At 40.1% G+C, this 23,715-nt stretch carries 24 protein-coding genes, 1 tRNA gene and 1 pseudogene; 9 read left to right on the plus strand and 17 right to left on the minus strand.

Annotated elements, in window-relative coordinates; all coding sequences use genetic code 11:
* Positions 1-83: 83 nt before the first annotated feature.
* Positions 84-521 (plus strand): PaaI family thioesterase, encoded by a 438-nt coding sequence (locus F893_RS12350; RefSeq protein WP_004279054.1) that lies wholly within the window; start codon positions 84-86, stop codon positions 519-521.
* Between the two features lie 35 nt (positions 522-556).
* Here F893_RS12350 and F893_RS12355 read toward each other — a convergent pair whose 3' ends face one another.
* Positions 557-1,012, minus strand: coding sequence for a hypothetical protein (locus F893_RS12355; protein WP_004731657.1), 456 nt, complete (start codon positions 1,010-1,012; stop codon positions 557-559).
* Between the two features lie 236 nt (positions 1,013-1,248).
* On the opposite strand from F893_RS12355, the gene F893_RS12360 reads away from it, so the two are divergent.
* Positions 1,249-1,324, plus strand: a tRNA-Asn gene (locus F893_RS12360).
* A 195-nt stretch (positions 1,325-1,519) separates the two neighbouring features.
* Here the strand turns inward: F893_RS12360 and F893_RS12365 are convergent.
* From F893_RS12365 to F893_RS12415, 11 genes are all read right to left on the minus strand, one after another.
* Positions 1,520-2,173: a MiaE family protein gene (locus tag F893_RS12365; RefSeq protein ID WP_004279057.1), complete on the minus strand. Its 654-nt coding sequence runs from the start codon at positions 2,171-2,173 to the stop codon at positions 1,520-1,522.
* Between the two features lie 13 nt (positions 2,174-2,186).
* Positions 2,187-2,912: a pyridoxine 5'-phosphate synthase gene (gene pdxJ, locus F893_RS12370; RefSeq protein WP_004731660.1), complete on the minus strand. Its 726-nt coding sequence runs from the start codon at positions 2,910-2,912 to the stop codon at positions 2,187-2,189.
* 13 nt (positions 2,913-2,925) lie between these two features.
* Positions 2,926-3,636 carry a DNA repair protein RecO gene (gene recO, locus F893_RS12375; RefSeq protein WP_004731661.1) on the minus strand — a complete coding sequence of 237 codons (711 nt, stop codon included), beginning with the start codon at positions 3,634-3,636 and terminating at the stop codon, positions 2,926-2,928.
* Between the two features lie 11 nt (positions 3,637-3,647).
* Positions 3,648-3,845 carry an NF038104 family lipoprotein gene (locus F893_RS12380; RefSeq protein WP_004645619.1) on the minus strand — a complete coding sequence of 66 codons (198 nt, stop codon included), beginning with the start codon at positions 3,843-3,845 and terminating at the stop codon, positions 3,648-3,650.
* A 36-nt stretch (positions 3,846-3,881) separates the two neighbouring features.
* Entirely contained in the window at positions 3,882-4,910 is a 1,029-nt protein-coding gene (gene era / locus F893_RS12385; RefSeq protein ID WP_004279061.1) for a GTPase Era, read from the minus strand.
* On the minus strand, positions 4,910-5,608 hold the full coding sequence (gene rnc, locus F893_RS12390; RefSeq protein WP_004279062.1) for a ribonuclease III: 699 nt from the start codon (positions 5,606-5,608) through the stop codon (positions 4,910-4,912). The genes era and rnc overlap by 1 nt, the downstream gene beginning before the upstream one ends.
* Positions 5,580-5,951 carry a DUF4845 domain-containing protein gene (locus F893_RS12395; RefSeq protein ID WP_004731664.1) on the minus strand — a complete coding sequence of 124 codons (372 nt, stop codon included), beginning with the start codon at positions 5,949-5,951 and terminating at the stop codon, positions 5,580-5,582. Before F893_RS12395 ends, rnc begins: the two co-directional genes overlap by 29 nt.
* 23 nt (positions 5,952-5,974) lie before the next feature.
* The gene (gene lepB / locus F893_RS12400; RefSeq protein WP_004731666.1) at positions 5,975-6,802 is read right to left on the minus strand and encodes a signal peptidase I; all 828 of its coding nucleotides are present in this window, start codon (positions 6,800-6,802) and stop codon (positions 5,975-5,977) included.
* Between the two features lie 20 nt (positions 6,803-6,822).
* Positions 6,823-8,640: a translation elongation factor 4 gene (gene lepA / locus F893_RS12405; RefSeq protein WP_004731667.1), complete on the minus strand. Its 1,818-nt coding sequence runs from the start codon at positions 8,638-8,640 to the stop codon at positions 6,823-6,825.
* A gap of 250 nt (positions 8,641-8,890) precedes the next feature.
* On the minus strand, positions 8,891-9,343 hold the full coding sequence (locus tag F893_RS12410) for an acyl-CoA thioesterase (RefSeq protein ID WP_004645622.1): 453 nt from the start codon (positions 9,341-9,343) through the stop codon (positions 8,891-8,893).
* 120 nt (positions 9,344-9,463) lie between these two features.
* Complete coding sequence (locus F893_RS12415) at positions 9,464-10,849, minus strand: Do family serine endopeptidase (RefSeq protein WP_004279067.1); 1,386 nt, start codon at positions 10,847-10,849, stop codon at positions 9,464-9,466.
* Between the two features lie 229 nt (positions 10,850-11,078).
* On the opposite strand from F893_RS12415, the gene nadB reads away from it, so the two are divergent.
* Entirely contained in the window at positions 11,079-12,713 is a 1,635-nt protein-coding gene (nadB, locus tag F893_RS12420; RefSeq protein WP_167513710.1) for an L-aspartate oxidase, read from the plus strand.
* A gap of 109 nt (positions 12,714-12,822) precedes the next feature.
* On the opposite strand, the gene F893_RS12425 is transcribed toward nadB, so the two are convergent.
* Together F893_RS12425 and F893_RS12430 are read right to left on the minus strand one after the other, a co-directional pair.
* A complete protein-coding gene (locus F893_RS12425; protein WP_004279069.1) occupies positions 12,823-13,239 on the minus strand; it encodes a PaaI family thioesterase in 417 nt (138 codons plus the stop codon).
* 95 nt (positions 13,240-13,334) lie between these two features.
* A pseudogene (locus F893_RS12430) lies at positions 13,335-13,646 on the minus strand (dTMP kinase); the annotation flags it as partial.
* Positions 13,647-13,814: 168 nt separating this feature from the next.
* Here F893_RS12430 and F893_RS12435 point away from each other — a divergent pair.
* Together F893_RS12435 and F893_RS12440 are read left to right on the plus strand one after the other, a co-directional pair.
* The gene (locus F893_RS12435) at positions 13,815-14,618 is read left to right on the plus strand and encodes a deoxynucleotide monophosphate kinase family protein (RefSeq protein WP_005252311.1); all 804 of its coding nucleotides are present in this window, start codon (positions 13,815-13,817) and stop codon (positions 14,616-14,618) included.
* Positions 14,611-16,386, plus strand: a complete 1,776-nt coding sequence (locus F893_RS12440) for a hypothetical protein (protein WP_155757264.1) — start codon at positions 14,611-14,613, stop codon at positions 16,384-16,386. The genes F893_RS12435 and F893_RS12440 overlap by 8 nt, the downstream gene beginning before the upstream one ends.
* 27 nt (positions 16,387-16,413) lie before the next feature.
* Here the strand turns inward: F893_RS12440 and F893_RS12445 are convergent, their stop codons facing one another.
* The 3 genes from F893_RS12445 to F893_RS12455 all read right to left on the minus strand — a co-directional run bounded on the left by F893_RS12445 (position 16,414) and on the right by F893_RS12455 (position 18,787).
* Positions 16,414-17,997 (minus strand): IS66-like element ISAba25 family transposase, encoded by a 1,584-nt coding sequence (locus F893_RS12445; RefSeq protein WP_005080957.1) that lies wholly within the window; start codon positions 17,995-17,997, stop codon positions 16,414-16,416.
* Between the two features lie 74 nt (positions 17,998-18,071).
* Positions 18,072-18,407 carry an IS66 family insertion sequence element accessory protein TnpB gene (gene tnpB, locus F893_RS12450; RefSeq protein ID WP_000618091.1) on the minus strand — a complete coding sequence of 112 codons (336 nt, stop codon included), beginning with the start codon at positions 18,405-18,407 and terminating at the stop codon, positions 18,072-18,074.
* A complete protein-coding gene (locus F893_RS12455) occupies positions 18,404-18,787 on the minus strand; it encodes a transposase (protein WP_001055585.1) in 384 nt (127 codons plus the stop codon). The genes tnpB and F893_RS12455 overlap by 4 nt, the downstream gene beginning before the upstream one ends.
* 341 nt (positions 18,788-19,128) lie before the next feature.
* Here F893_RS12455 and F893_RS12460 point away from each other — a divergent pair, with 341 nt between their 5' ends.
* From F893_RS12460 to F893_RS12475, 4 genes are read left to right on the plus strand one after another with little or no spacing between them, the layout of a single operon-like run.
* Positions 19,129-19,314, plus strand: a complete 186-nt coding sequence (locus tag F893_RS12460; protein ID WP_034436234.1) for a hypothetical protein — start codon at positions 19,129-19,131, stop codon at positions 19,312-19,314.
* Positions 19,307-21,337 (plus strand): tyrosine-type recombinase/integrase, encoded by a 2,031-nt coding sequence (locus F893_RS12465; protein WP_005252317.1) that lies wholly within the window; start codon positions 19,307-19,309, stop codon positions 21,335-21,337. The genes F893_RS12460 and F893_RS12465 overlap by 8 nt, the downstream gene beginning before the upstream one ends.
* Positions 21,334-22,311 carry a hypothetical protein gene (locus F893_RS12470; protein ID WP_005252319.1) on the plus strand — a complete coding sequence of 326 codons (978 nt, stop codon included), beginning with the start codon at positions 21,334-21,336 and terminating at the stop codon, positions 22,309-22,311. Before F893_RS12465 ends, F893_RS12470 begins: the two co-directional genes overlap by 4 nt.
* Complete coding sequence (locus F893_RS12475) at positions 22,311-23,591, plus strand: tyrosine-type recombinase/integrase (protein WP_005252320.1); 1,281 nt, start codon at positions 22,311-22,313, stop codon at positions 23,589-23,591. The genes F893_RS12470 and F893_RS12475 overlap by 1 nt, the downstream gene beginning before the upstream one ends.
* Positions 23,592-23,715 lie beyond the last annotated feature (124 nt).

A 23,715-nucleotide genomic window follows, 5' to 3' on the forward strand; every position in this document is an offset into this window, starting at 1 on the left:
ATTCCTATACCAGATTGCTATTATCGATGTCACAATTTTGAATTAAACCTCAATAACTCAAGAATAATGAAAGGAAAAGTACAATGAACCCAAAAGAAATGAGCGGTTTAGCATTACTGGAAGCGATGCGTGATGAAAAAATCCCGGCCCCAAGTATTAGCGAAACCATGTCGATGCAACCAGCAGTGATTGAAAGCGGACATGTAGAATTTAAGGTCAAAGCTGATCATCGACATTTAAATCCGCTTGGCGGCGTCCATGGTGGTTTTGCTGCAACCGTTTTGGATACCGTGACAGGCTGCGCGATTCATACTTTACTTGAAGCAGGTGTCGGTTATGGCACCATTGATCTGAATGTAAAGATGTGCCGCCCTATACCTCAGAATCAGCCACTGAAAGCCGTAGGAAAATCAATTAATCTCAGTAAAAATTTAGGTATTTCTGAAGGTCAGATTCTGGATGAAGAAGGTCGCCTGTATGCTCATGCCACTGCGACCTGTATGATTATTCGGACTGAATGAAATTGCTAGCCTGCACAACTCATCAGGTAATTCATTTAAATAATACTGCTTTTCGCCTGCCCCGCTTCAACAAATGACAAGCGTGGTCGAGTTAAGCCTTGAAACTCAAAATAATGCTTGGAAACATTGGCTAATTCCACATCTTGTGTTTGTGTTATTGAGGCTTGCCACGCTTTAGACTGATTGGTTCCCGTCAAAAGATTCCCAGAAATGGCATAGATATAAAGATCTTTGTCTCGCTCTTTCAGATAGTCTGCATTCAGGAAAACTTCAAAGTTAAATTGACGTTCAGTTTCTACCAACCATTTTTCTGCAAACCATAATTGCAGCAAATCACCTAAATAAAGTGATTTTTGCGCCAAGGGCCATAGCGTGATATGAGCGTCTTTAACCGGGATATAATACTGTGCAGGATCAGCAATAATTTGCAGATAGTTTTCTTGATAATAAGCCAGTTGAGAGAAAATTTGAGGGATGCTGAGCGTATTCATTCGCTGTCTCCGGTTTAGCCATTTTTGTGCTGGCAAGTAGGTTTAAATCCACACTGTTTGACCATTTGGTCAAACGACTTTATGGTTTTAATCTAGCAAGTGAAATTTATTCTGACAAGTATTTTTCGTGAAATTTATGCAATTGCCTAAATTAAAAACAGACAGGCTGTATTTATAATAAATATGATAATTTTTACTTGACCCCTGTCAAAATCTCTCTATAATCGCTTTCAGATTCTCCAATAGCTCAGTCGGTAGAGCGACGGACTGTTAATCCGCAGGTCCCTGGTTCGAGCCCAGGTTGGAGAGCCAAATTCAAGAAAGCCCACTCATAATGAAGTGGGCTTTTTTATTACTTAAAATTTGACGGCTTGTTATTTTCAAATATTTAAAATAAATAATTATTTTCAATCCCTCATAAAACTCGATATATAAATACCCCTCTTTTAAAATTTCGAGATATAAAAAATCCCCCATAGATGGAGGATTTTTAAGCTGTCACCGAGATTAAGCCGCTTGAGCCGGCACACCGCTATGAAAACGGAAAGTTTCATCAGGCGCGAGAATTAGCTGTTTTTCAACTTCACGAATATGCAAGATTCGCTCCTGAATATCCTCTTTCGGATTTTTCAGTTTCGCCGTGGTTGCCACATCCATCGCCAAAGCCAGATAGTCTTCAAAATGGCGAGATTCGGACTTGAGCAGATAACGGTAGTAACGTGCTAACTCATCATCAACACGCGAAGCAAGTGCGTAGAAACGCTCACAGGAACGTGCTTCCACAAAGGCACCAATCACCAAGACATCAATCAAGGCTTCAGGTTCAAAAGTCCGGATTTCTTTGCGTAAACCACCAGCATAACGCCCTGCACTCAAGTTCTGCCAAGCCTGACCGCGCTTGTTCATCAATTCAAGTACTTGCTCATAATGCAGCATTTCTTCACGTACCAGCTGCGCAAGCTTCACCTGTAGATCAACAAAATAACTATAGCGGAACATCAGGTTCATGGCAGTGCTAGCTGCTTTTTTTTCACAGTTGGCATGATCTTGCATTAAGATTTCAAGATTTTCGACCGCCATATCTAGCCATGCTTGCGGTGTTTCACAACCGAGGAAAGCAATCACTGGCTGCATCAGTTCATCATAATTAATATTCGACATAATTACTCTAATCTTAACGCGCTGACTTAATCACGGCTTTCATTTGCTGAACCGCTTGTGCCAGACCGACAAATACCGCATCCGCAATTAAAGAATGACCAATATTGAGCTCATGAATCTGCGGAATCGCGGCGATTGGCGTTACATTATCCAGATTTAAACCATGACCTGCATTCACCACCAGACCTTTAGATACAGCATATTCAGCACCTTTGATAATACGTTCAAGTTCCGCCTGTTGCGCTTCTGGAGTTTCTGCATCGGCATAGGCGCCTGTGTGAATCTCAATCGTCGGTGCACCACAAGCAACTGCTGCATCAATTTGTGCAAAATCAGCATCAATAAATAAAGATACATCACAACCAATGGCTGCCAGCTCTTGAGTCGCGGCTTTTACAGCATCAAAATTACCCACGACATCCAGACCACCTTCAGTGGTCACTTCCTGACGTTTTTCAGGAACAAAACAAACATGCTGTGGCTTGATTTCCTTGGCAAAGGCGATCATTTCATCTGTTACCGCCAACTCAAGGTTCATACGGGTTTTTAACGCAGGACGCATACGACGCACATCGTCATCCTGAATGTGACGACGGTCTTCACGCAAGTGCAAGGTAATGCCTTCTGCCCCTGCCTGTTCGCAGATCAATGCAGCATTGACTGGGTCTGGGTACGTCGTACCACGTGCTTGTCTTAATGTTGCGACATGGTCAATATTGACACCAAGTAATGCAGCCATAATCTTTTCCTAACTACGATTGAGATTGAGAGTTTTGAATCCAGAGTTGTCGACTTTTTAATGGTCGATCACCAAGCAAGGCCGTGATCACCTGTCGATACAGTTTCGTCAGTAATTGTAACTGTTCCGGATTAAAATCCCCACCATTTTCATGCGTCAACATGCTTAAAATCTGTTGACCGGATAGGGTGGAGCGTAAGGCTTTGGCCGATGGCATAAAGCCAGCATTGAGCTGAAAATAATAGTGCTGTTGTGGATCAATCTGCGCCTGATTGGCATCTACCGAAAAATCCAGACCATAACCGAGTTCTTCCAGCAAAACATGCTCAAACTGGCGCAAGATCTGTTTTAAATATAAATTTGGATTAGATTGTACGGATAATTGCTGTAATGCAGTTAAGGTCTCAGCATATTTGGCAAAAGTTTGCGGCATTTCGACTTCTAAAGGACATAACCGCAACAGGATTTCATTCAGATAAAAACCCGAAAAAAAGGCATCGCCAAAAAAGAAAATCGGCTGATTGACAATTTCCAGTTTAGTAAAATTTTTGAGTTCGGATTTACCTGAAGCTTGCAAACGAATGGGCTGATATTGCGGTGGTGGCATTTGCCTGAGAATGCCGTCTACCCTGCCATATTCTTGGGTAAATAAATGCACAATATGACTGCGTTCACGGTACTTACGATGATGAATCAGATAGCCATGCAGTACTTCGTTACGCATAAGCGGGTACTTTAATCCTTATCTTTTTTTGATTTTTTATCATCTTCTTCGTCATCCCCATCCGGGATCACTGCGCCCACAACAGCCGCTGTACCTTTCACTGCGACTTTTGTGGTTTTATAAGCCACCTTGACAGGAACCGTGACCACTTTATGAATACAGCCTTGCAGAAATAAAACACATGCAACCACTGCCAACACTTTCATCATCACAGATTCCTCGAAGGGTCTTATCAAGCTTATCGCTTAGATATCACTATAACCTAAGCTTTTTAATGCACGTTCATCATCAGACCAGCCACCTTTGACTTTCACCCAAAGGGTTAACATGATTTTCTGTTCGAACATTTTTTCCATGTCGAGACGCGCATCCATACCGATTTTCTTCAGTTTGACACCTTTCTCGCCAATCACAATGGCTTTTTGGCTCGGACGATCGACAAAAATCGTGGCATCAATATAGGTACAGGCAGCTTTCATACGACCCGTTTTTTCATTCAAGACCGGCTCTTCAGTTTTGAATGATTCGATCTGAACGGTCAAATCGTATGGAAGCTCTTCACCCAGCTGACGCATGATCTTTTCACGGATAATTTCAGACGCCAGGAAACGCTCTGAACGATCGGTCAGTTGATCCAGTGAGTATAGTGGTGGCTGGAACGGAAGATACTTGGCAATCGTGTCACGTAAATGTTCAAGATTGGCACCACGAAGCGCAGATACCGGTACGATTTCCGCAAAGTTCATCAGCTTTTCGCGTTCACGAATCAGCGGCAAAGCTTCGTTCTTGTTTTCAAAAGTATCGAGCTTGTTGATCACCAGAATCACTGGCATTTCAGCATTTTTCAGCTTTTCCAGAACCAGGTCATCATTTGGCGTCCACTTTTGTGCATCCACTACGAATAAAACCAGGTTCACATCGCGTAAAGCCGAATGTGCCGCACGGTTCATCATTTTATTGATGGCACGGACTTCTTTTTTATGCATCCCCGGTGTATCGACAAATACCGCCTGAGATTTTTCACGTGAATCAATCCCCACGATTTTATGACGTGTAGTTTGTGGTTTACGTGAGGTAATCGAAAGTTTTTGACCCAGAATATGGTTCATTAAGGTAGATTTACCCACATTCGGGCGACCTACAATGGCAACAAAACCACTACGATAATCCGATGGGATCTCGGTGCCTTGTGCACTAAAAAATTGACTAATAAGGTCGTGACTGTCGCTTTGCGACTCGTGATCAGCATCAATGTGATCGGAATGAGTAGTCATTAAGACTTATGCTCCAAAAGTTTCAAAATATCCGCCGCAACGGCTTGTTCAGCAAAACGCCGGCTCGCGCCTTCGCCTTGCATGGTCGGCAATCCCGCAATCTGGCATTCCACTTTAAAATGCTGATTGGGTGCATCACCTTGAATATCTACAACCTCGTAAACTGGGAGAGGTTTCTTACGTGCTTGTAAATACTCTTGTAAGCGAGATTTAGGATCTTTAAGCTGATCTGTCGGCTCAATATGATCTAAATATGGTTCGTACCATTTTAACACAATCGGTTCTAGCACGGTGAGATCACCGCAGTCGACATAGATTGCGCCAATAATCGCTTCTACCGTATCTGCCAGTATAGACTCACGATGATGACCACCAGATTTCAATTCACCGGTACTGAGAATTAAATTCTGACTCAGTTTTAAATCATTGGCGATTTTTCCTAATGCTTCCTGACGAACCAGGGTCGCACGCATACGCGTTAACCGGCCTTCATTTTCGCTTGGATAGGCATTAAAAAGATAATTCGCAATGATCATCCCTAAAAGAGAATCGCCCAGAAATTCCAGGCGCTCGTAGTTGTGTTTATGACTGACTGAACGATGAGTCAATGCCAGTTTCAGCAAATCAGCCTGTTTGAACTGATAGCCGATCCGTTTGGCAAGACGTTCATCATTTAGCTTTGACTGTGCTTTGATCAAACTCTTTCTCAAACTTCATCACTAAATCGATATTCATTATGAAATTTTTACGAATTTCATAACTCTTGTGCACCTGTAAACCATCGGTATTGGTGACTTTGGCAATTTCGTCAAACTTTAGATCACGAATATTATTCATTTCTAAACGCTGACTCATCTGTTGACGGAATTTTTCTGGCGTTATATTGGCTGGAGCACTTTTTAACAGCGCCTCAATCTCACCATCTACCATACGATCATCGAAGTATGGTCCCCACACCGCAATCGCCACTTTTGCAAGAAATGCAAAGCCCACGATTGCAAATAAAACCCCAATATAAGAAGCACCTTGTTGATGTCTCATTTTTATTTTCCTGATTGAAACAATTAATCGATTGTTCCGTTTCGACCAAACGATGGCAATTTAAAGCCAGGTTCTTTATGCATCCAGATATAGAAGGCACGACCTGTTAAGTTTTCTTCCGGAACAAGCCCCCAGAAACGACTGTCAGCACTCTGATCGCGATTATCCCCCATCGCAAAGTAGTGACCTTCTGGCACTGTTACTTCCCAATATAAACCATTTTCACCTGAATATTTACCATTTTCCAGATAGTTAATATAAGGTGCCTGACGAGCAACATTCACCCCTTCCAGCTCACGCATGGTAAAAGTATGCTCGCCCAGGGTTTCTTTATGATAAATAGCTGTCGGTGTATCTAAACGGTCTTTTTCGCGGCTAAATTCTACTGGAACTTTCGCTACTTTTTCACCATTAATGCTCAACTGGCCATGATCATAAACAATATGATCGCCTGGCAAGCCGACAATACGCTTGATATAACTGATAGTCGGTTGCGGTGGATAACGAAATACCGCTACATCACCACGTTCTGGACTGCCGGTATCAATAATTTTGGTATTGACCATAGGCAGTTTGATGCCATAGTCAAATTTATTCACCAGAATAAAATCACCGGTTTCCAGCGTCGGCACCATCGAATCGGATGGAATATTAAAAGGTTCATATAAAAACGAACGCAGTACCAGCACAATCGTCAGTACCGGCCAAAAGTCATAAGCCCAGGTGATAATGAAATTCTCATGGCCTTTGCCTCGGGTTTGTCTTTGTTTCAAAACAAACTTGTCTAGCAACCACACTGCAACAAAAAACAGGGTCGCAGGCACAAGAATCAAATTAAAATCAAAATCCATGGGCTTATATCCTTATTATTTTAGCGTTCGACTTTTAATACGGCTAAGAACGCTTCTTGCGGGATTTCTACACTACCCACCTGTTTCATGCGTTTCTTACCTTCTTTCTGTTTAGACAGAAGTTTTTTCTTACGTGACACGTCACCACCATAACACTTCGCCAATACGTTTTTACGCATCGCTTTTACAGTCGAACGGGCAATGATTTGTGCACCAATTGCAGCCTGAATCGCCACATCAAACATTTGACGTGGAATCAGGTCTTTCATTTTTTCAACCAGCGCAATACCACGATGACGTGCATCATTACGGTGACAGATCATCGCCAAGGCATCGACTTTTTCCCCATTGATCAAGACATCTACTTTGACTAAAGATGAGCTTTCAAAACGGACAAAGTTATAGTCCAGTGATGCAAAACCACGTGAACAAGACTTCAATTTATCAAAGAAGTCCATGACCACTTCGGCCATTGGAATTTCGAAAGTAATGGAAACCTGATTCGCCATAAACTTCATGTCTTTTTGCACACCACGGCGCTCAACACATAACGTCATGACGTTACCCAAGTATTCTTGCGGTACCAGAATATGACACTCAGCAATCGGTTCACGTAAATCTTCAACCGTTGAACCATCCGGCATTTTGGATGGACTGTCGATATAAATCGTCTGACCATTCTTCATCACCGCTTCATAAATTACGGTTGGCGCAGAAGAAATCAGGTCAAGATCATACTCGCGTTCCAGACGCTCCTGTACGATTTCCATGTGCAGCATGCCCAAGAAACCACAGCGGAAACCAAAACCGAGCGCATCTGAACTTTCAGGTTCAAAGAACAAGGCCGAGTCATTGATTTGCAGTTTATGCAATGCTTCACGGAAAGGTTCAAAATCGCTGGCATCAATCGGGAATAGACCGGCATAAACCTGCGGTTTCACCTTTTTAAAGCCCGGTAATGTTGCCACTTCAGGTGTCGCTGCCAGAGTAATCGTATCACCAACCGGTGCGCCGAAAATATCTTTAATACCAGCAATCACAAAGCCAACTTCACCCGCTTCCAGCATACCGGTTTCAGTATGTTTCGGGTTAAAGATCCCCACGGAAGTAATGATATGCGTTTGACCGGTTGATTTAATCAACATTTTGTCGCCTTTACGCACACGCCCCTGCTTGACCCGAACCAAAGAAACTACACCAAGGTAGTTATCAAACCATGAATCCACAATCAGCGCTTGTAACGGCGCTTCGCGATCACCCTCAGGTGCAGGAATTACATTGACCAGTGTTTCAAGCACACCTTCAATACCCAAACCTGTTTTTGCAGAACAGGTCGGCGCTTCTGTGGCTTCAATCCCGATAATGTCTTCAATTTCCTGAATGACACGTTCAGGTTCAGCTTGCGGCAAGTCGATCTTGTTCAGTACCGGAAGTACTTCCAGACCTTGTTCAATTGCGGTATAGCAGTTAGCAACAGACTGTGCTTCTACGCCCTGCGCAGCATCTACAACCAGCAAGGCACCTTCACAGGCAGCAAGGGAGCGTGAGACTTCATACGAGAAGTCGACGTGTCCCGGTGTATCAATAAAGTTCAACTGATACTCTTGACCGTTGGGATGCGTATAGTACAAGGTTACCGAAGTGGCTTTAATGGTAATCCCACGTTCGCGCTCAAGCTCCATTGAGTCAAGGACTTGAGCCTGCATTTCACGATCTTGCAAGCCGCCACAAGTTTGAATAAAGCGATCCGCTAGGGTCGATTTACCGTGGTCAATGTGCGCAATAATCGAGAAGTTACGAATGTTTTTAATATCAACAGATTTTTTAGCTTGCGCCATGGGTTACCTTGAGAAAAAACACGCTATGTAATTTAAAAATATTACATAACAAAAGCCGAATAGAAATTGCGAAGGATTATAGCAGAATGGTGATCTAGAAAAAGAATTATATTTTTTCCTTTATTCCCTAGGTCGCGTACACCTCAGTCAGATGAAATCTGGATCACCATGATTAGAAAATAGCTCCCCAGCTCCACTTCTTCCTCAATATTATCAAAGTGTACTGATCAAACTGGAAAATGTTGCCTCATTAATCCAGATGTAAAGTTGAAAAGTCAAAAGGATTTACATGCTCTGAAAGTGGCTGATAAGCCTGAGTAAAAGTTGGTGACATACGTTTTGGACGCCCCGTGGCCATTTCGATACAAGCCCATTGCGTACTGCCGTTAAACAACAGGGTCTGATCCTGTGGTCGATAAAATGCGTATTGTCTAAAGGAATACAGGGCATTGATATCATTCAGCCAAGTGCGCAGAATAATCTCGTCTCCTTCAAAAGCTGCCTTGCGATATTGCACCTGATGTTCAACTGCGACCATGGCATGTTTCAGCTCTACATATTGCTTGAGTCCCAAGCCCAGTTTTTCAATATGAGCTGATGCGACATCCTGCATCCATTGCACATAGACCACATTGTTCACATGACCCAAACCATCAATATGTTTGGCTTGTACCTTTAAAGAAAGATCAAAAATACCACTCACTTTGCTGTTATCCTTTCCATGATTTTAAGGCTATAGAGTCTACCGAATTTATCGCCCGGATAAATTGCAAAAAATAAAAAACCGCTTCTACAAGCGGTTTTTCAAGAAAATCTAGCAATCTTATGAGATACGCATTCCGACCACAGCAAGCTGCCCCTGACGAATCAAGGTGACACGCGCGATGCTACCCTTTTTCAGTTCAGACACCTCTTGCACAAACTGATTTGAATTCAGTACTGTCTGGTTATTAATTTGCGTGATCACATCATTCGGCATGATTCGTGCCTGTGCTGCAATACCACCCGGACGTACATCCTGAATCACCACACCACCTTTGATTTCCAGACTCGCTAACTCTGCTGGACTGAGGTCACGAATTGAAACCCCGATCACTGGCCCTTTGCTGGGTTGAGCCTGTGTGCTTGCTTTTGCTGGGGTATCATCTGGTGCCGCACTTAAAGTCGCTGCAATACTACGACGTTTATCATCACGCAAGATTTCAAGTTGTACCTGCTGCTGAGGTGCAGTACGGTTCAAATAGTTCAACAACTCGCTGGTACGTGAGATTGGGGTACCATTGTATTTTAAGATCACATCACTGGCACGCAGACCCGCACGTGCAGCCGGTGAATTTGGCGCAACCTGAGTCACCAAGGAACCTTCAGGCTTAGGCAGGTTATAGGATTCAGCAAGATTACGGTCGATATCCTGCAAACTCACGCCCAGATAAGAGCGGGTCACTTTACCATTCTTTTTCAGCTGATCTGCAACTTCCATTGCCACATCAATCGGAATCGAAAAGGACAAGCCCATATACCCACCGGTTCCACTAAAGATCCGTGAGTTGACACCGACCACTTCACCACGCTGGTTAAATAGAGGACCCCCTGAATTACCCGGGTTCAATGCTACATCTGTCTGGATGAAAGGTACTGCAGTTTCACCCATCATATTACGCATTTTGGCACTAACGATTCCGGCAGAAGCGGAATAATCAAAACCAAATGGCGAACCAATTGCGAGTACAGGCTCACCAACACGTAAGCGTCCTACATCACCCGTCCGTAATTCTGGGAAATTCGAGCCATTAACTTTAAGCAAAGCTACGTCAGTTCGTGCATCACTCCCTACAACAGTGGCATCAATTTCACGACGGTCATTCAGGGTAATGGTGACTTTGGAAGCATCCTCAACCACATGATGATTGGTCAGCAGATAACCATCCTTGCTGATAAAGAATGCACTGCCATAGCCCGTCTTTTCCTGTGGCATACGCTGTTGCGGAATAATCACCTGATTACCAAAAAAGCGGCGCAGAATTTCCGGCACTTGTTGTTGTAAGAGCTCTTCTTCGCTCATTTTTTTAACGACATTGACACTGACCACTGCAGGACTGACCTGCTCGACCAGATTTGAAAAATCAACCGGCGTTACAGCCTGCAACTGTGCAGCACTCATGGTGAGAGTGGCTGCAAATAATCCTTTTTTTAAGTCTAGAATTTTCATATAAATTATTCACTCAAATTATTGATAAATTTATGTAAATAGGTTTTATCACAAACACTGTAAAGTTTAAGTAATAATATGTTTCAATACTTTATTCTGGGCAATATCTCATTATTAAAGCATTAAGTTAAGGCTTTGATTAATTTTTTTCATCAATAAATGAGCACTTCAACGCTTGCCTTTTGTATAAAAAAGCGCTGTTATTACCAAACTTTTTTAAAATTAGCTGATGGACATGTCTAATTTATCCCTTACCCATCAATTTGACGTCATTATTGTGGGCAGTGGCGGTGCCGGTTTAAGTTTAGCCTTATCGCTCCCAGATCATTTTAATATTGCAGTGTTGGCGAAATCTACCCTGACAGATGCCAGCACTTTTTATGCTCAAGGTGGCGTGGCCGCAGTACTGGATGAAATGGATTCGATTGAACAACATATTGATGACACTATGATTGCAGGTGCGCAACTGTGTGAAATGGATGCGGTTAAACAGACGGTAGAAGGTGGCAAACCCTCGGTTGATTTCCTGCTGAAACATGGCGTTCAATTTACCCTCGATGAACAGGAACAATTACATCTCACCCGTGAAGGTGGTCATTCACAGCGCCGAATTATTCATGCGGCCGATGCCACGGGTCGTGCCATTTCCACTACTCTGGTACAACGCGCTCAAGAAAAAAAGAATATTAAAATTTTTGAAAATTATATTGCGATTGACCTGATCTGTTCACAAAAGCTGGGGTTAGACGGCGATAATCGCGCGCTGGGTTTATATGTACTGGATGAAAAAACTGAAAAAGTGCATACCTTCTTGGCACCATTTACCGCGCTAGCCTGTGGCGGTGCCATGAAAGCCTATCTTTACACCTCAAATCCAGATATTGCTACGGGTGATGGTATTGCCATGGCTTATCGTGCCGGCTGCCGGGTCGCAAATATGGAATTTAACCAGTTCCATCCGACCTGCCTGTATCATCCACAAGCACGTTCTTTCCTGATTACTGAAGCAATGCGTGGTGAAGGCGCTTATCTGCGTCTGCCTGATGGTGAACGCTTTATGCTGCGTTTTGATGAACGTGCCGAACTCGCACCGCGTGATATCGTGGCACGTGCCATCGACTATGAAATCAAGCGTCTCGGTATACGTCATGTCTGGCTGGACATTACCCATAAAGATGAAAGCTTTGTCAAAGAGCATTTCCCTACCCTGTATGCCCGTTTACTTGAACTAGGGATCGATATTACCAAGGACATGATTCCAGTGGTTCCGGCAGCCCATTACACCTGCGGTGGCGTCGTGGTCGATGAAAACAGTCAGACGGATATTGCCGGACTCTATGCGATTGGGGAAACCTCTTATACTGGTCTGCATGGTGCTAACCGAATGGCAAGTAACTCACTTTTAGAATGTTTTGTCTATGGTATGAGTGCGGCCAAGCACATTCAGAAAAATTTCAAGACCGATCAGCCAGCTCCTACAGTCCCATCTTGGGATGATTCTCAGGTGACCAACCCGGATGAAGATGTGGTGATTCTGCAAAACTGGGATGAGCTACGTCAGACCATGTGGAACTATGTGGGCATTGTCCGCACCACCAAACGCTTGGAACGTGCACTACATCGCATTGAAATGCTGAAAAAAGAAATTACCGAGTATTATCAGGATTACCAGGTCAGCAAAAATCTGATCGAGCTGCGTAATCTGGTGTTGGTGTCCGAGATGATCGTGCGCTGCGCCATGCACCGCAAAGAATCTCGCGGTCTGCATTTCACCTTGGATTATCCCGAGCTGCTACCAGAACTACGCAAAACAGTCCTCGTCCCACCAAATTTTGAAGTGGAAACACCTTTGGTGAATTGTTAAAAGTGGATGGAGATAACATCTTTGGGTGATATCTCCTTTTCTTTTTAGATTTTTATCTGCTTAAATTTAACTTAGGCTATTTACAGCCAGTCTTCTATCTTTCAGGTAATTAACGTTGTGGTGGAATTGAATATGTTCCTGTCACATGCGCCACAGGTTCTTCATTATCTATCGAATAAATCCAGACCTCTCCCACGATCAGTGCCTTGCCGACCTTGATCAGCTTACATTCTCCCCGTATATCGGTTCCACCTGAAGGTTTACGTAAAAAATTGATATTCAAGTTAGTGGTCACGGCCAAACCGACCAATCCAATTTCACCCAGAATGGCAACATAAAGAGCAAAATCCGCCAAGGTCATCATGGTTGGGCCAGAAACCGTGCCGCCTGGACGCAATTCCTCTGATCTCACCTGATAAAGCAAAGTGGCTCCACGCGGAGAAACGGCTTCAATCCGGCACTTCTCCAGGCTTTGTGGAAATTCTTGTTGTAAAAATTGTTCTATCTCAGTTTTGGTCGTTTTCATATGATTAAAAAATCTTCTATATCAGCCTTAATATAGAAGATTCTTCACAGATAAACCTAGAGAAAAATTAAATAAAAAGTATTTTAATAATCGGCTTATTTTAAATAACTTAAGGCCTGCTCAAATACCTGCTCAGGCGTTTGAGTTGCATCCAGACGTTTGATCCGTTCAGGATGACGTTGCCATAAAGTTTCATATCCCGCTCTCACTTTCTCAAAGAAAGTGACTTTTTCCTGTTCAAAGCGATCCAGCGCACCACGTTCACGTGCTCGGTTCATCCCCAGTTCAATAGGTGCTTCTAACCAGAACGTGATGTCCGGCATGCGTGCGACAAAGTGGTCATTCAGTAACTGCAACTTGGTTTCGCTCAGACCCCGACCTGCACATTGATAGGCAAAGCTGGCATCTTATATTCCTTTATATTAATTTGTAAACAAAAGTAGTTATATCCTAATACTATATAATGTAAACTATACAAGTATTACCGAAATGATGAACTTCTTTAAAGTCTAAAAGAATCTAGCTTAGAGATGTTTTATAGTAATTGAGCTTAGGTATTAGGAATCAAATTAAAAATGACCCAAATCATTGGACTTGCAGCTGTAGCTAGATCAGGTAAAGACACAGTAGCTTCTATGTTATTAAAACATGAAGGTGTAACCACATATGCTTTAGCTGACCCGCTTAAAATTGGATGCCAAATTTTATTTGGGTTAACTGATGCAGAGACTTGGCATGATAATATAAAAGAAGAAGTAATCTCTCATTGGGGATGGTCACCTAGAAAGTTTTTTCAAACAGTTGGAACAGATTGGCTTAGAGAGTTAAATTCGGATCATTGGTTATTAAGAGCAAATTTGGCTTTCAACCAATATAAAACTAATGAACCTGATAAATCACAACTTGACTTCACTGATCCTAAAGCTCCATTTAAGTTAGCAGCGCAAGCTATTTTTGGAATTACTCAAGAAGAGTCCTGGAACCCTTCATTATTGAATAAAAAAATCAAATACTGGGACATGACACCAAATGAAATGATCGAATTTCTTCAGGATCATGCCCTCAAAGAATTTAGTAATTATCACTTTTTAAGATCTAAAAGACCTTTGGTTCTTCCGTCAAAAGAAATACCCATCTACGGCAAAAACAATATTGTAATAATCAAAGATATTCGATTTGAGAATGAAGCTGATTTTATTCGTTCTCATAACGGCACAATATGGCACGTTCAGCGAGATAATGCTGCAAAAGTTATAAACCACTCTTCTGAAAAAGGAATAGAAATCAAACGCGGGGATACTATTATTTATAACAATGGTTCCTTAATGGATTTGGAATTACTCGTTGAAAAGGAATGGGAAAAAATTAATCGTGAATGATATAAATATTCGGGGGGTTAGATCAGTTGAAACATCTTCTAGTCATGTTATAAAGGCTAGATATTTAAACCTTCAAGGCTTTGACCTTGATAATAAACTTTGCTTTGATTTGCATAGAATGTTCCTTTTTCACTCTAAGGATAGAATTTCTTCATCCGCTTATCTCCTAATTCAAGCAATTGAAACATTCTTTGAATTTATAAATAAATATAATGAGAGGCAGCCTGACAGACTAAAAATAGACACTCTTGCTAAAGTACACTCGGAAATTTTTAGAGCCTATATAAGATATTGTCAAAAAAATAAATTAAGCCTAGAGCTTCCCTCAAAGCTTAAATCAGCAATTGTAGATTTTGCTCAAAACACAATGTTAATACCAATACCTTTATTACCTAATGTCACTGCTTTTAAAACCAAGAGCAAGCCAACAGAACCTTTAGATGAAACTTGTTATAATGATTTAATTAATGCATTAAAATTAGAAATAAATCGACTTTACGAAAAAGTAAACTTTATTGAAAAAGTTAATCAGGTAGAGCCATATACCTTATCAGAAGCTCATTTAGACATAACTCCACCCATGACTAAAGAGCGTGTATTCGCATGGTATGAGATGATACTCAATAAAGAAATTATTAGTAAACTTACGGTACAAAGCCTACCTATAAAATTAAAAAAATGTATCGATCCTGAACTTTTAGAATTAATGAACCAGCCTAATTCTATAATGATTGATAAATTCAAAGCTATTTATGAAAGAGATAAAGAATTAATAGATACCTCTAAAGAAATTCAACAGCTAAGGAAACAACAAGGGTTTGGATTAAGACACTGGAATTTCGATGTTGCAAGAGGATTAAAAACATTAATTGCTAACGGCTATCCAATGCATAAGACTTTAGATGAAATTAATGTCAAATATGCGGCTGACTCTTGCATAAATAAGGGAGAGTGTGAGGATATTATTCAACTATTAATATTACGTATATCTCGTGCTCAATCTAAATTTAAACACCCCGAAATAGACAATTGGGATGCTTTTTTAGGAATGTATTTTCCATCTATGATTGATGCAGCTGCAATCTACTTAATGCTAGCAATTCAAACTGGCTGGAATAAAGAGACTATTTTATCAATTGACCCTAACAATTATGAGCATGTATTAAGTGGAACTTTGAGTGAAAACCAGTCTATTATATTTTCAGAAAAACATAGAAGCCAAGATTCTAATCTTCCCTACAGTAGTTCAAAGGAGTTTATAGCTCCTAGCAACAAAGATGATAGATATTCGATCTATAATATTATTCAATTAGCAAAAAAGATTACAGCACCTCTTCAGGATTATTCGTTTGATTATATCCCTATGCACCATAAAGAAGAGGATTTAAACCCTCTATTTATATGCCTTAGATATTGGGCTGACTGGGTTTCTAAAGGAGGAAGACATACTTCATTATCTCAGAATAAAGCTTTTCAAACCGCAATTAAACATTTTATTAACAAGCATGAGATTAAAGAACATGGAAAGCAAATTTCAGCAATTGGTGATCTTACTTTAAGACTTCGCATTACGTGGATGCAAAATAAACGAAAAAAACTTCCTTTAACAGTTATTAGACTGATACAAGGACATACGACCAAAGATACTACAGACCGATATTACGACAATTCTGGTATAGCAAAACAAGATAGAGTAAAACGTTTAAGGATTGAACAAGAAAAAATCGTAACTTTACTTAGGCATCGAGAATTTAAAGGAATTATGTAAGCGTCCGCTGAATCCCATACCTATTTTTTAATTCGATTTAGGTTTCCAGCAGTGCGGCAGCAATTCTTCAATTTGGGTCACTTTGTGTGTCGGTAACCTTTTCAGCACATCACTTAAATAGGCATACGGATCCAAGCCATTCAGCTTTGCTGACTGGATTAAAGTCATGATGTTTGCCGCTCGCTGACCACTGCGCAGCGAACCTGCAAACAGCCAGTTCTTGCGTCCCAACGCCCAGGGACGCATCTGATTCTCTACCCAATTGTTGCATATCGGTAGATTGCCATCATCCAGATAGCGGCTTAAGGCTGGCCAACGCTTCAGAGTGTAATTGATAGCCTTGGCGGTGGGAGAACTCGATGGCACTGTCAGATGATGTTGGTTGAGCCATTCATATAGTTGTTGCATCACTGGTTGACTATGCTGTTGTCGGTATTCGCGGCGGTCTTCCGCTGTACCATCGGTCTTTTTCCTGAGTTCTGCTTCTATCGCATACAGTTTCTGAATCAGCACTAAGGCCTGTTCAGCAACCTGACTTTTCCCAGTTACATGCAGTTCATGGAATTTACGACGTGCATGGGCCATGCACCCCACCTCAATCACCTGGCCTGATTTAAAACGTGCTTTATAACCACTGTAATCATCACAGACTAGATAGCCCTGCCAGCCTTTCAAGAACTCTTCAGCATGCTGGCCTGAACGACTATCCTGAAAGTCATAGATCACCGCCTGAACTGGATTATACTGTGTGGTGGCATAGGCCCAGACATAACCTTTCTTCGGTTTTTTATTATTCTCACCCATCCGCATGATGGTGACCGGTGTTTCATCTGCATGCAGCACCCGCTGTTGCAGCACCACCTCTTTTAAGGCATTGGCCAGAGGTTCCAGTTCTACACCGCAGCGACCTATCCAGTCAGATAAAGTGGATCTGGACAGATCAATGCCAGCCCGCTGATAGATCAGGCGCTGACGGTACAGCGGCAAATGATCGGCATACTTCGATACCAGCACATGGCTGAGCAATTCAGGTGAAGCAATGCCTTTATCAATCACATAGGCGGGCATCGCTTGCTGAGTTAGAGTGTCACACTGATCACAGACCCATTTACCACGCACATGCTGTTCCTTATAGAACTGTGCCGGTCTGAAATGCAGTTTTTCACTGACATCTTCGCCGATACGACGGAGTTGGCAGCCACAAGCACATTGGGTTGATGCAGGTTCATGCTCAATACGGATGGTGTGTAGATGATCTGGCAGTGGTCGACGTTTAGGTTTATTGGTTTTGGCTTTCTGTGTCGCTGCATTGGTTTTATCTGCATTTAGCCGTTCCAGTTCTAGATCAACCGCGGCAATATCTTCTTCAACCGCTTCATCCCACAGATGGATTTGTTTTGCCGTTAAGTGTTCATTCTTTTGGGCGAATTTGTGCTTTTTAAACAGCGCCAGTTCATGCTCGTATTTTTGATTGAGAATAGAAAGATGTTGAACTTTGGCATCCAATTGTTGGTTTGATTGTGCTAGAGACTGATGCTGCAGCGCCAACTGCCTGGTGAATTCCAGCAGTTGTTCATGGGTCAGTTGGCTTAAGTCAGGCAGCGTATTCATGACCGCAGTATGCCTGAGGTCATGAGAAGAATGAAATAGAACGTTTGGAGAATAGCAGAATGGTCGAGCCTGGTTTAAAGCATCGTCACCACCTGCTGTCGTCCAATGCGCTGCCAGGGCAAACCTTGGATCAGTGCCTGTAACTGTTCCGGGCTGAGGGCCACGGTTTCACCTTGGTGAACTTGAGCCCAGTGAAATTTGCCCTGTTCCAGCCGCCGGGCACACAGCCAGATGCCCAATCCATCATGTACCAGCACTTTCATGCGATGGCCACGTTTATTACAGAACAGGTAAGCACAATGCGGTTTGATGTAGCCAAAGGCTCTCACCACCTGAGCCATGGTCGTATCCATACCTGCACGCATGTCCATGGGCTGAGTAGACAACCAGATTTCATCAATGCGGATCATGTTGCAAGTGCCTTGAGTAATTCTGCCAAGGCAGGTATTTCTGATGTCTGCCATTTTAGCTGAATATCATTATTCGTATGAGGCACGGTGATACACAACGTGATCCTCTCATCAATAGGTTGGCTGATTGCAGCAGTGTAAGGCAAAGCAATAAATGCTGGATTCACATGAGTAGGATCCTGCACGGCACCCTCATGATGGCTGAAGATCCTGATCCAACGACTGACAAGGTTGGCATTAATACTATGTTGCAGTGCGACCGAAGCGATCGAGGTATTAGGATTTTTGCAGGCATTGACAATACTGAGTTTGAATTCTTTGCTGTATTTTCGGCGTTTTTTAGCAACAGGAGGTGTTGCTGAATATATATCCATGTTCATGGATTAAGTCCCCACTTGTTTTTAGGTGGGAACTAAATTAAGGTTTATAGGATCGCTTGGTAAGGCTGTGTTAGCCGGATGCTTACGGAATTATCGGAACACAAGCTAATCAAAATGCGACTACAAATCTAGGATTAAAAATTTTCCATATTCCAGGACAAAAAAACTCTTTATGGGGGTGTTCTAATCAATATGAACCAACATGGATCGGCTCAGAAAATGAGATTCCTGAGGGAAAAAAATGTTATTCAATTCAAAATTGTATTTTCTGCAAACAAATTCGCCTTTTTGAAGAATCTGTTCCTTATCTAATGGAACGACTACAACATCTAGAAGATTCAATGAGCGATATATATCAGCCTGATTCAACATTGATTGAAGAAAAATTGATTATTGAGTCAATTCTAGATAACTGGAATGATGATGATCATATTAAACAATCCGCACGGTACCAAAGAAAAAATGCACCTCTGTTACCTAGAAACTTAAATGATTTGAAAGTAATTTTTGAGGATGATTATGCTTGATCTTGATGAATATTTTACCACTGAATCGTTGCTGCAGGATCAAACTGAGGCTGCTAGTGAAGAATTCAATCATGTTTTACAAACCACTGGAGGGAGAATATCTAGCTCAGTTATTTCACTATCTATAAAACTAAGTGAATATCCTGATCAAGACTTTCCTATTTCTGACTATTCTTCATATAAAGATGATGTATGGTTACTTGAATTTCCCACTGGTAGCAACCCTGTAAAAATCAACTTCAGAAAGGAAGATACAAAATACAATGGCTTAAAACGTGCATTGTTATATTACGTAATCCCAGATTTTTGCGCATTTGGCAACATTAGAAGTTACGCCACTACTAGATCTTATAATTCAACTTTTAACCTCTTTCTATCCTATATTTTTCAATATAATCATTTATCTCCAGATGACCCTTCTGATATAGATTGTATTAGTCCAGCTATATTAAACGATGCACTCGATAGAGCAAAAAACAATCAAGACACTCCAAGTCATTATCGTGACCTATTTCGTATCATTAGATTATGGTTATCATTATCTCATCAAGAAGCCATACCGGAGAATTACAGACTAAAGATAAATCCAATATCTGTTGATAATAAACGCCGATCTAAGGATGTTCTTAATCATTTTCAGGGTACATTATCTACTTGGCTGCCATTTTCTGAGGATGAACTCTCAAAATTAATAGAGTATTCATTATTCTGGCTCGAAATTGCATTACCAGAATTGATAAAAGTACGTGATTATATTGATGGCCTAGATTTATCAAATACCAGCCATGCTCCTTTCTATTCATGGGCACCAAACGAAGAATTTGAAAGACTTACAAACATTACAATTGATGGAATAAATGTAATGTCTAGCATTAGAAGTTTTCAAAAAACTAGCCTTCAAAGCCATAGTAAGCCCTACGTATATACATGGAAAAATCAATATGCAGTAGCTTTAGATCATGTTAGGAATGCTTTGTTTATCTTAGTTGGTCTTACTGTAGGAATGAGAGCAAGAGAAATTGGGCAAATCATGCTAGACGATATCTACAAAGATAAAAATGATGAATATTGGATAAATATTACAAGATTTAAAACCACCAATGACCCAAATTATCAGGGTGAAACCGAAGTAATGCCTATTCCTTATTTTATCGGTAACTGCATAGATTGTTTTAAACATTTAAAAAACTTATCTAATTTTAATAAGGAAGGTTATTTATTTCAGTCAAACAAAAGCAGAAAAGTACTAAATAATTTCACAAGCGGACAAATTAAGCTCATCACGAATGAAATTAGACAATTTACTGGAATCGAAAGGCCTCATACTCATCGGTTTAGAAAAACAGTAGCTGAAATATTAATTAATAGAAGTGAAAAAAATATCGATTTAATCCGAATGCTGTTTGGACATGAAAGCTATGCCATGACTCTGAAATATATAGCTAGAAATCCTTTTATGGTTAATGCAATTGCAGAAGCTATTGAAGTACATTTTACTGAGGATTTTCATGAGGTAGTACGCAATATTAGAGATGAGTCTTATTCAGGGAAATTAGCCGAAAGAATTGCAAATACAATGATCTCAATTCCAGAAAAATTTGTTGGAAAACAACTTAAACTTCAAATTATGAATTATGTATCACACATGCTTTCTAGTGGAGAGATTTGGTTTATCCACAGATCTGCTTTAGGCTCCTATTGTATTTATAGTGGCGAAATAGAAAAGGATGACCTACTTCCATGCCTTTTAGAAAAAGACAATTTGGGAACTTCTTTAACTCCTGATGTGAATAATTGTCAATTGGATTGTCAATATTGCGTTGTCCTTGAAAAATCGAGGAAAGCTATCTCCGACAACATCAACTTCTATCACTGTGTTTTAGAGTCAACTGATAACATTGGCCAGAAAGCAGAGGCAATGATCCGTAAAAAACTTGCAGCGAATGAAAAACATCTAGAAACCTTAGATATGAATCATCACAAAGTTAAAAAGGCTCTAAAAATGGAAGTGGTACAATTATGAGTTCAACAACAAGATCTAAAATTGTTAATGCTATCATTGAAGAAAATGTAAAAAATCCTAGTGTTAAATTAAAAATACAGGATATCTGTACAATTGTAGATATATCTAGACAATCATTTAATCGATATTATTCTGATTTGAAACCCTATATGAACGGTGAAAAACCTATTAGTGAATTAATTAAGGGTGAGGAGGAAATTTCTTCCGACAAATTATTATCTAGCTACCAATCAAAAATTGTTGAACTTCAGAATAAACTTAATGGGTTAGAAGAAGTCCATAGTAAAGAAATAGCTAAAATAAAAAATAATATGACAACTACATTAATGAACAATGATCTTACTTCATTTGATGCAGATACTATTAGATTACAGTTGCAGAAGCAAAGCTTACACAACGACAAACTACTAGAGAAGATCAATACTTTACAGAATGAATTAAGTAAACAACAAATAATACAAAGTACTAATTCTGCAATCCCCTCTTTCTCTGCTAAATTTGAAGTCTTAGAAGAGAATTTTGAATCGATTTTTAAAAATTATAAAGATACTGACAATATTGACACTTTCGAAGATGAAAAAGATAGTGCTATTAATCGCATAATAACAAAATTGAATAAACTTTCAGTTAATAGAAAAGTAGTTGTTATCATATTTATGGAAAGGTATCTATGCAGTTTTAATAAATTTGTCCAAAATTATGTATTTAATTCCGATACCCTCCATTTATTTGTCAGACTTCCCATCCACTCAAGATCAGAATTAAAATTAATCTTGAAAAAACTAAACAACCAATCAGGAATACAAATCTACATTCCACATTCAGATTCAGAGGCAATCACTAAATCACAACGTCAATTTTTTTTCAGAAATATCCCTAATTCTGAATTTCAGGCAGCTGATAAACCATTTATACCTTCAGTACAGGATGGTTTTGATAAAGTATGCCAATATCGAATAAATCAGGGGGATTAATGATAACAATACAGTCCATACTGATCGAATATAAAAGCGTCGATACACTTAATGATAGTCAGCATTTTGTCTTAAAAGCTATACTTCCTGGTGATAAAGAAATATTACTTAGCCATCCTAATTTATTTCTATACTACGAAACAAATAGAGCAATTAACACATCCAAGCGGTATGCAAATATCTTAGCTCAATTTTATTCATATTTATCTACAGATGAAAAGTTCCGGGATATTGAGATCAGCAAATATCATGTTCTTACTGATAACCGTGACATCAGAAAATGGCAAATTTATCGTCAAATAAAAAGAGTACAAAAACAGTCTAATAAACCGACTTCAAAGACGATTTTTGAAGATGCAAAAATTATTTTAAATTATTTCAAATGGTTACATAATTCTGGATACATCACTAATGTATCTATAGAGCATAAGAATTGGATTGCTAATTTCAAAAATCAAAGAATGCTTAATTATATTCAACAAACAGCTAAACAGGTTATAGATGCGAAAAATATAAAAGTTCTAGATAAAGAAAGACGACAGAGCTCTTCAAAGTCTCTTATTACAAATCAAGAGATTAAGGCTTTGATTAATGCTTATACTGATCCCGCCTACTCTGCCTTGTTTAAGCTGTCTCTTGGCACTGGTATGCGTCCTATAGAACTTGTCCAATTCCCATACCTTGGAAATGGAGAGAATAAACATATAATGCCATATTCTGAGATGGATAAAGATAATCCCACCATCGGGTTCGAAGTAATAGGCAAAGGGAAAAAGCTTCGAACTGTTAGAATTAATATCAAAGATCTTAAAGAATTAGATAAAACTTATATCAAGCCTTTTTACAATGAAAGAAGAAAATTATATCGAGAAAAATATGGAATTGAGTGCCCACCATCAATCTTGTTTTTAAATAAAGTGGGGAAACCTATAACGCCAACAATGATTTCCAAACGCTCAAATGATGCCAAATTAAGAGCAATGAAATTTTATCCAGACTTTAGAGAAAAAATTACATTTTATGAAGCTAGGCATTGGTGGCCCACTATGTTTGCACTTGAGTTTTTTAAGGAAAAGCTTCTCGATAGTTCCTCAGAGGTTCTTTATGCAGCTTTTGCTGAAGCATTAAAGAATCAGATGGGACATGAGGATTTAGAAACCACCTACAAATACTACATCGATATGGCAAGACTAGTATATTCAGCACATCAAAGGACTGTTCATGAATTACTTGTCTCACCTCAAAAAACAGTTCAAGAAATGTTAGATGAAATGAAATAGCAAAGCTTATTAAAGTTTGCAAAATCAACATTTAATTGAACATCCATTGTTATTCAAGTTGGACACTTTAATAAATTCTTTGATAAATTAAGGTGTCCCTTTACTTGGACAAAAACTAAATATT

Origin of the sequence: Acinetobacter sp. CIP 102136 (genome assembly GCF_000369685.1) — a bacterium.
Taxonomy (GTDB): Bacteria; Pseudomonadota; Gammaproteobacteria; order Pseudomonadales; family Moraxellaceae; genus Acinetobacter; species Acinetobacter fasciculus.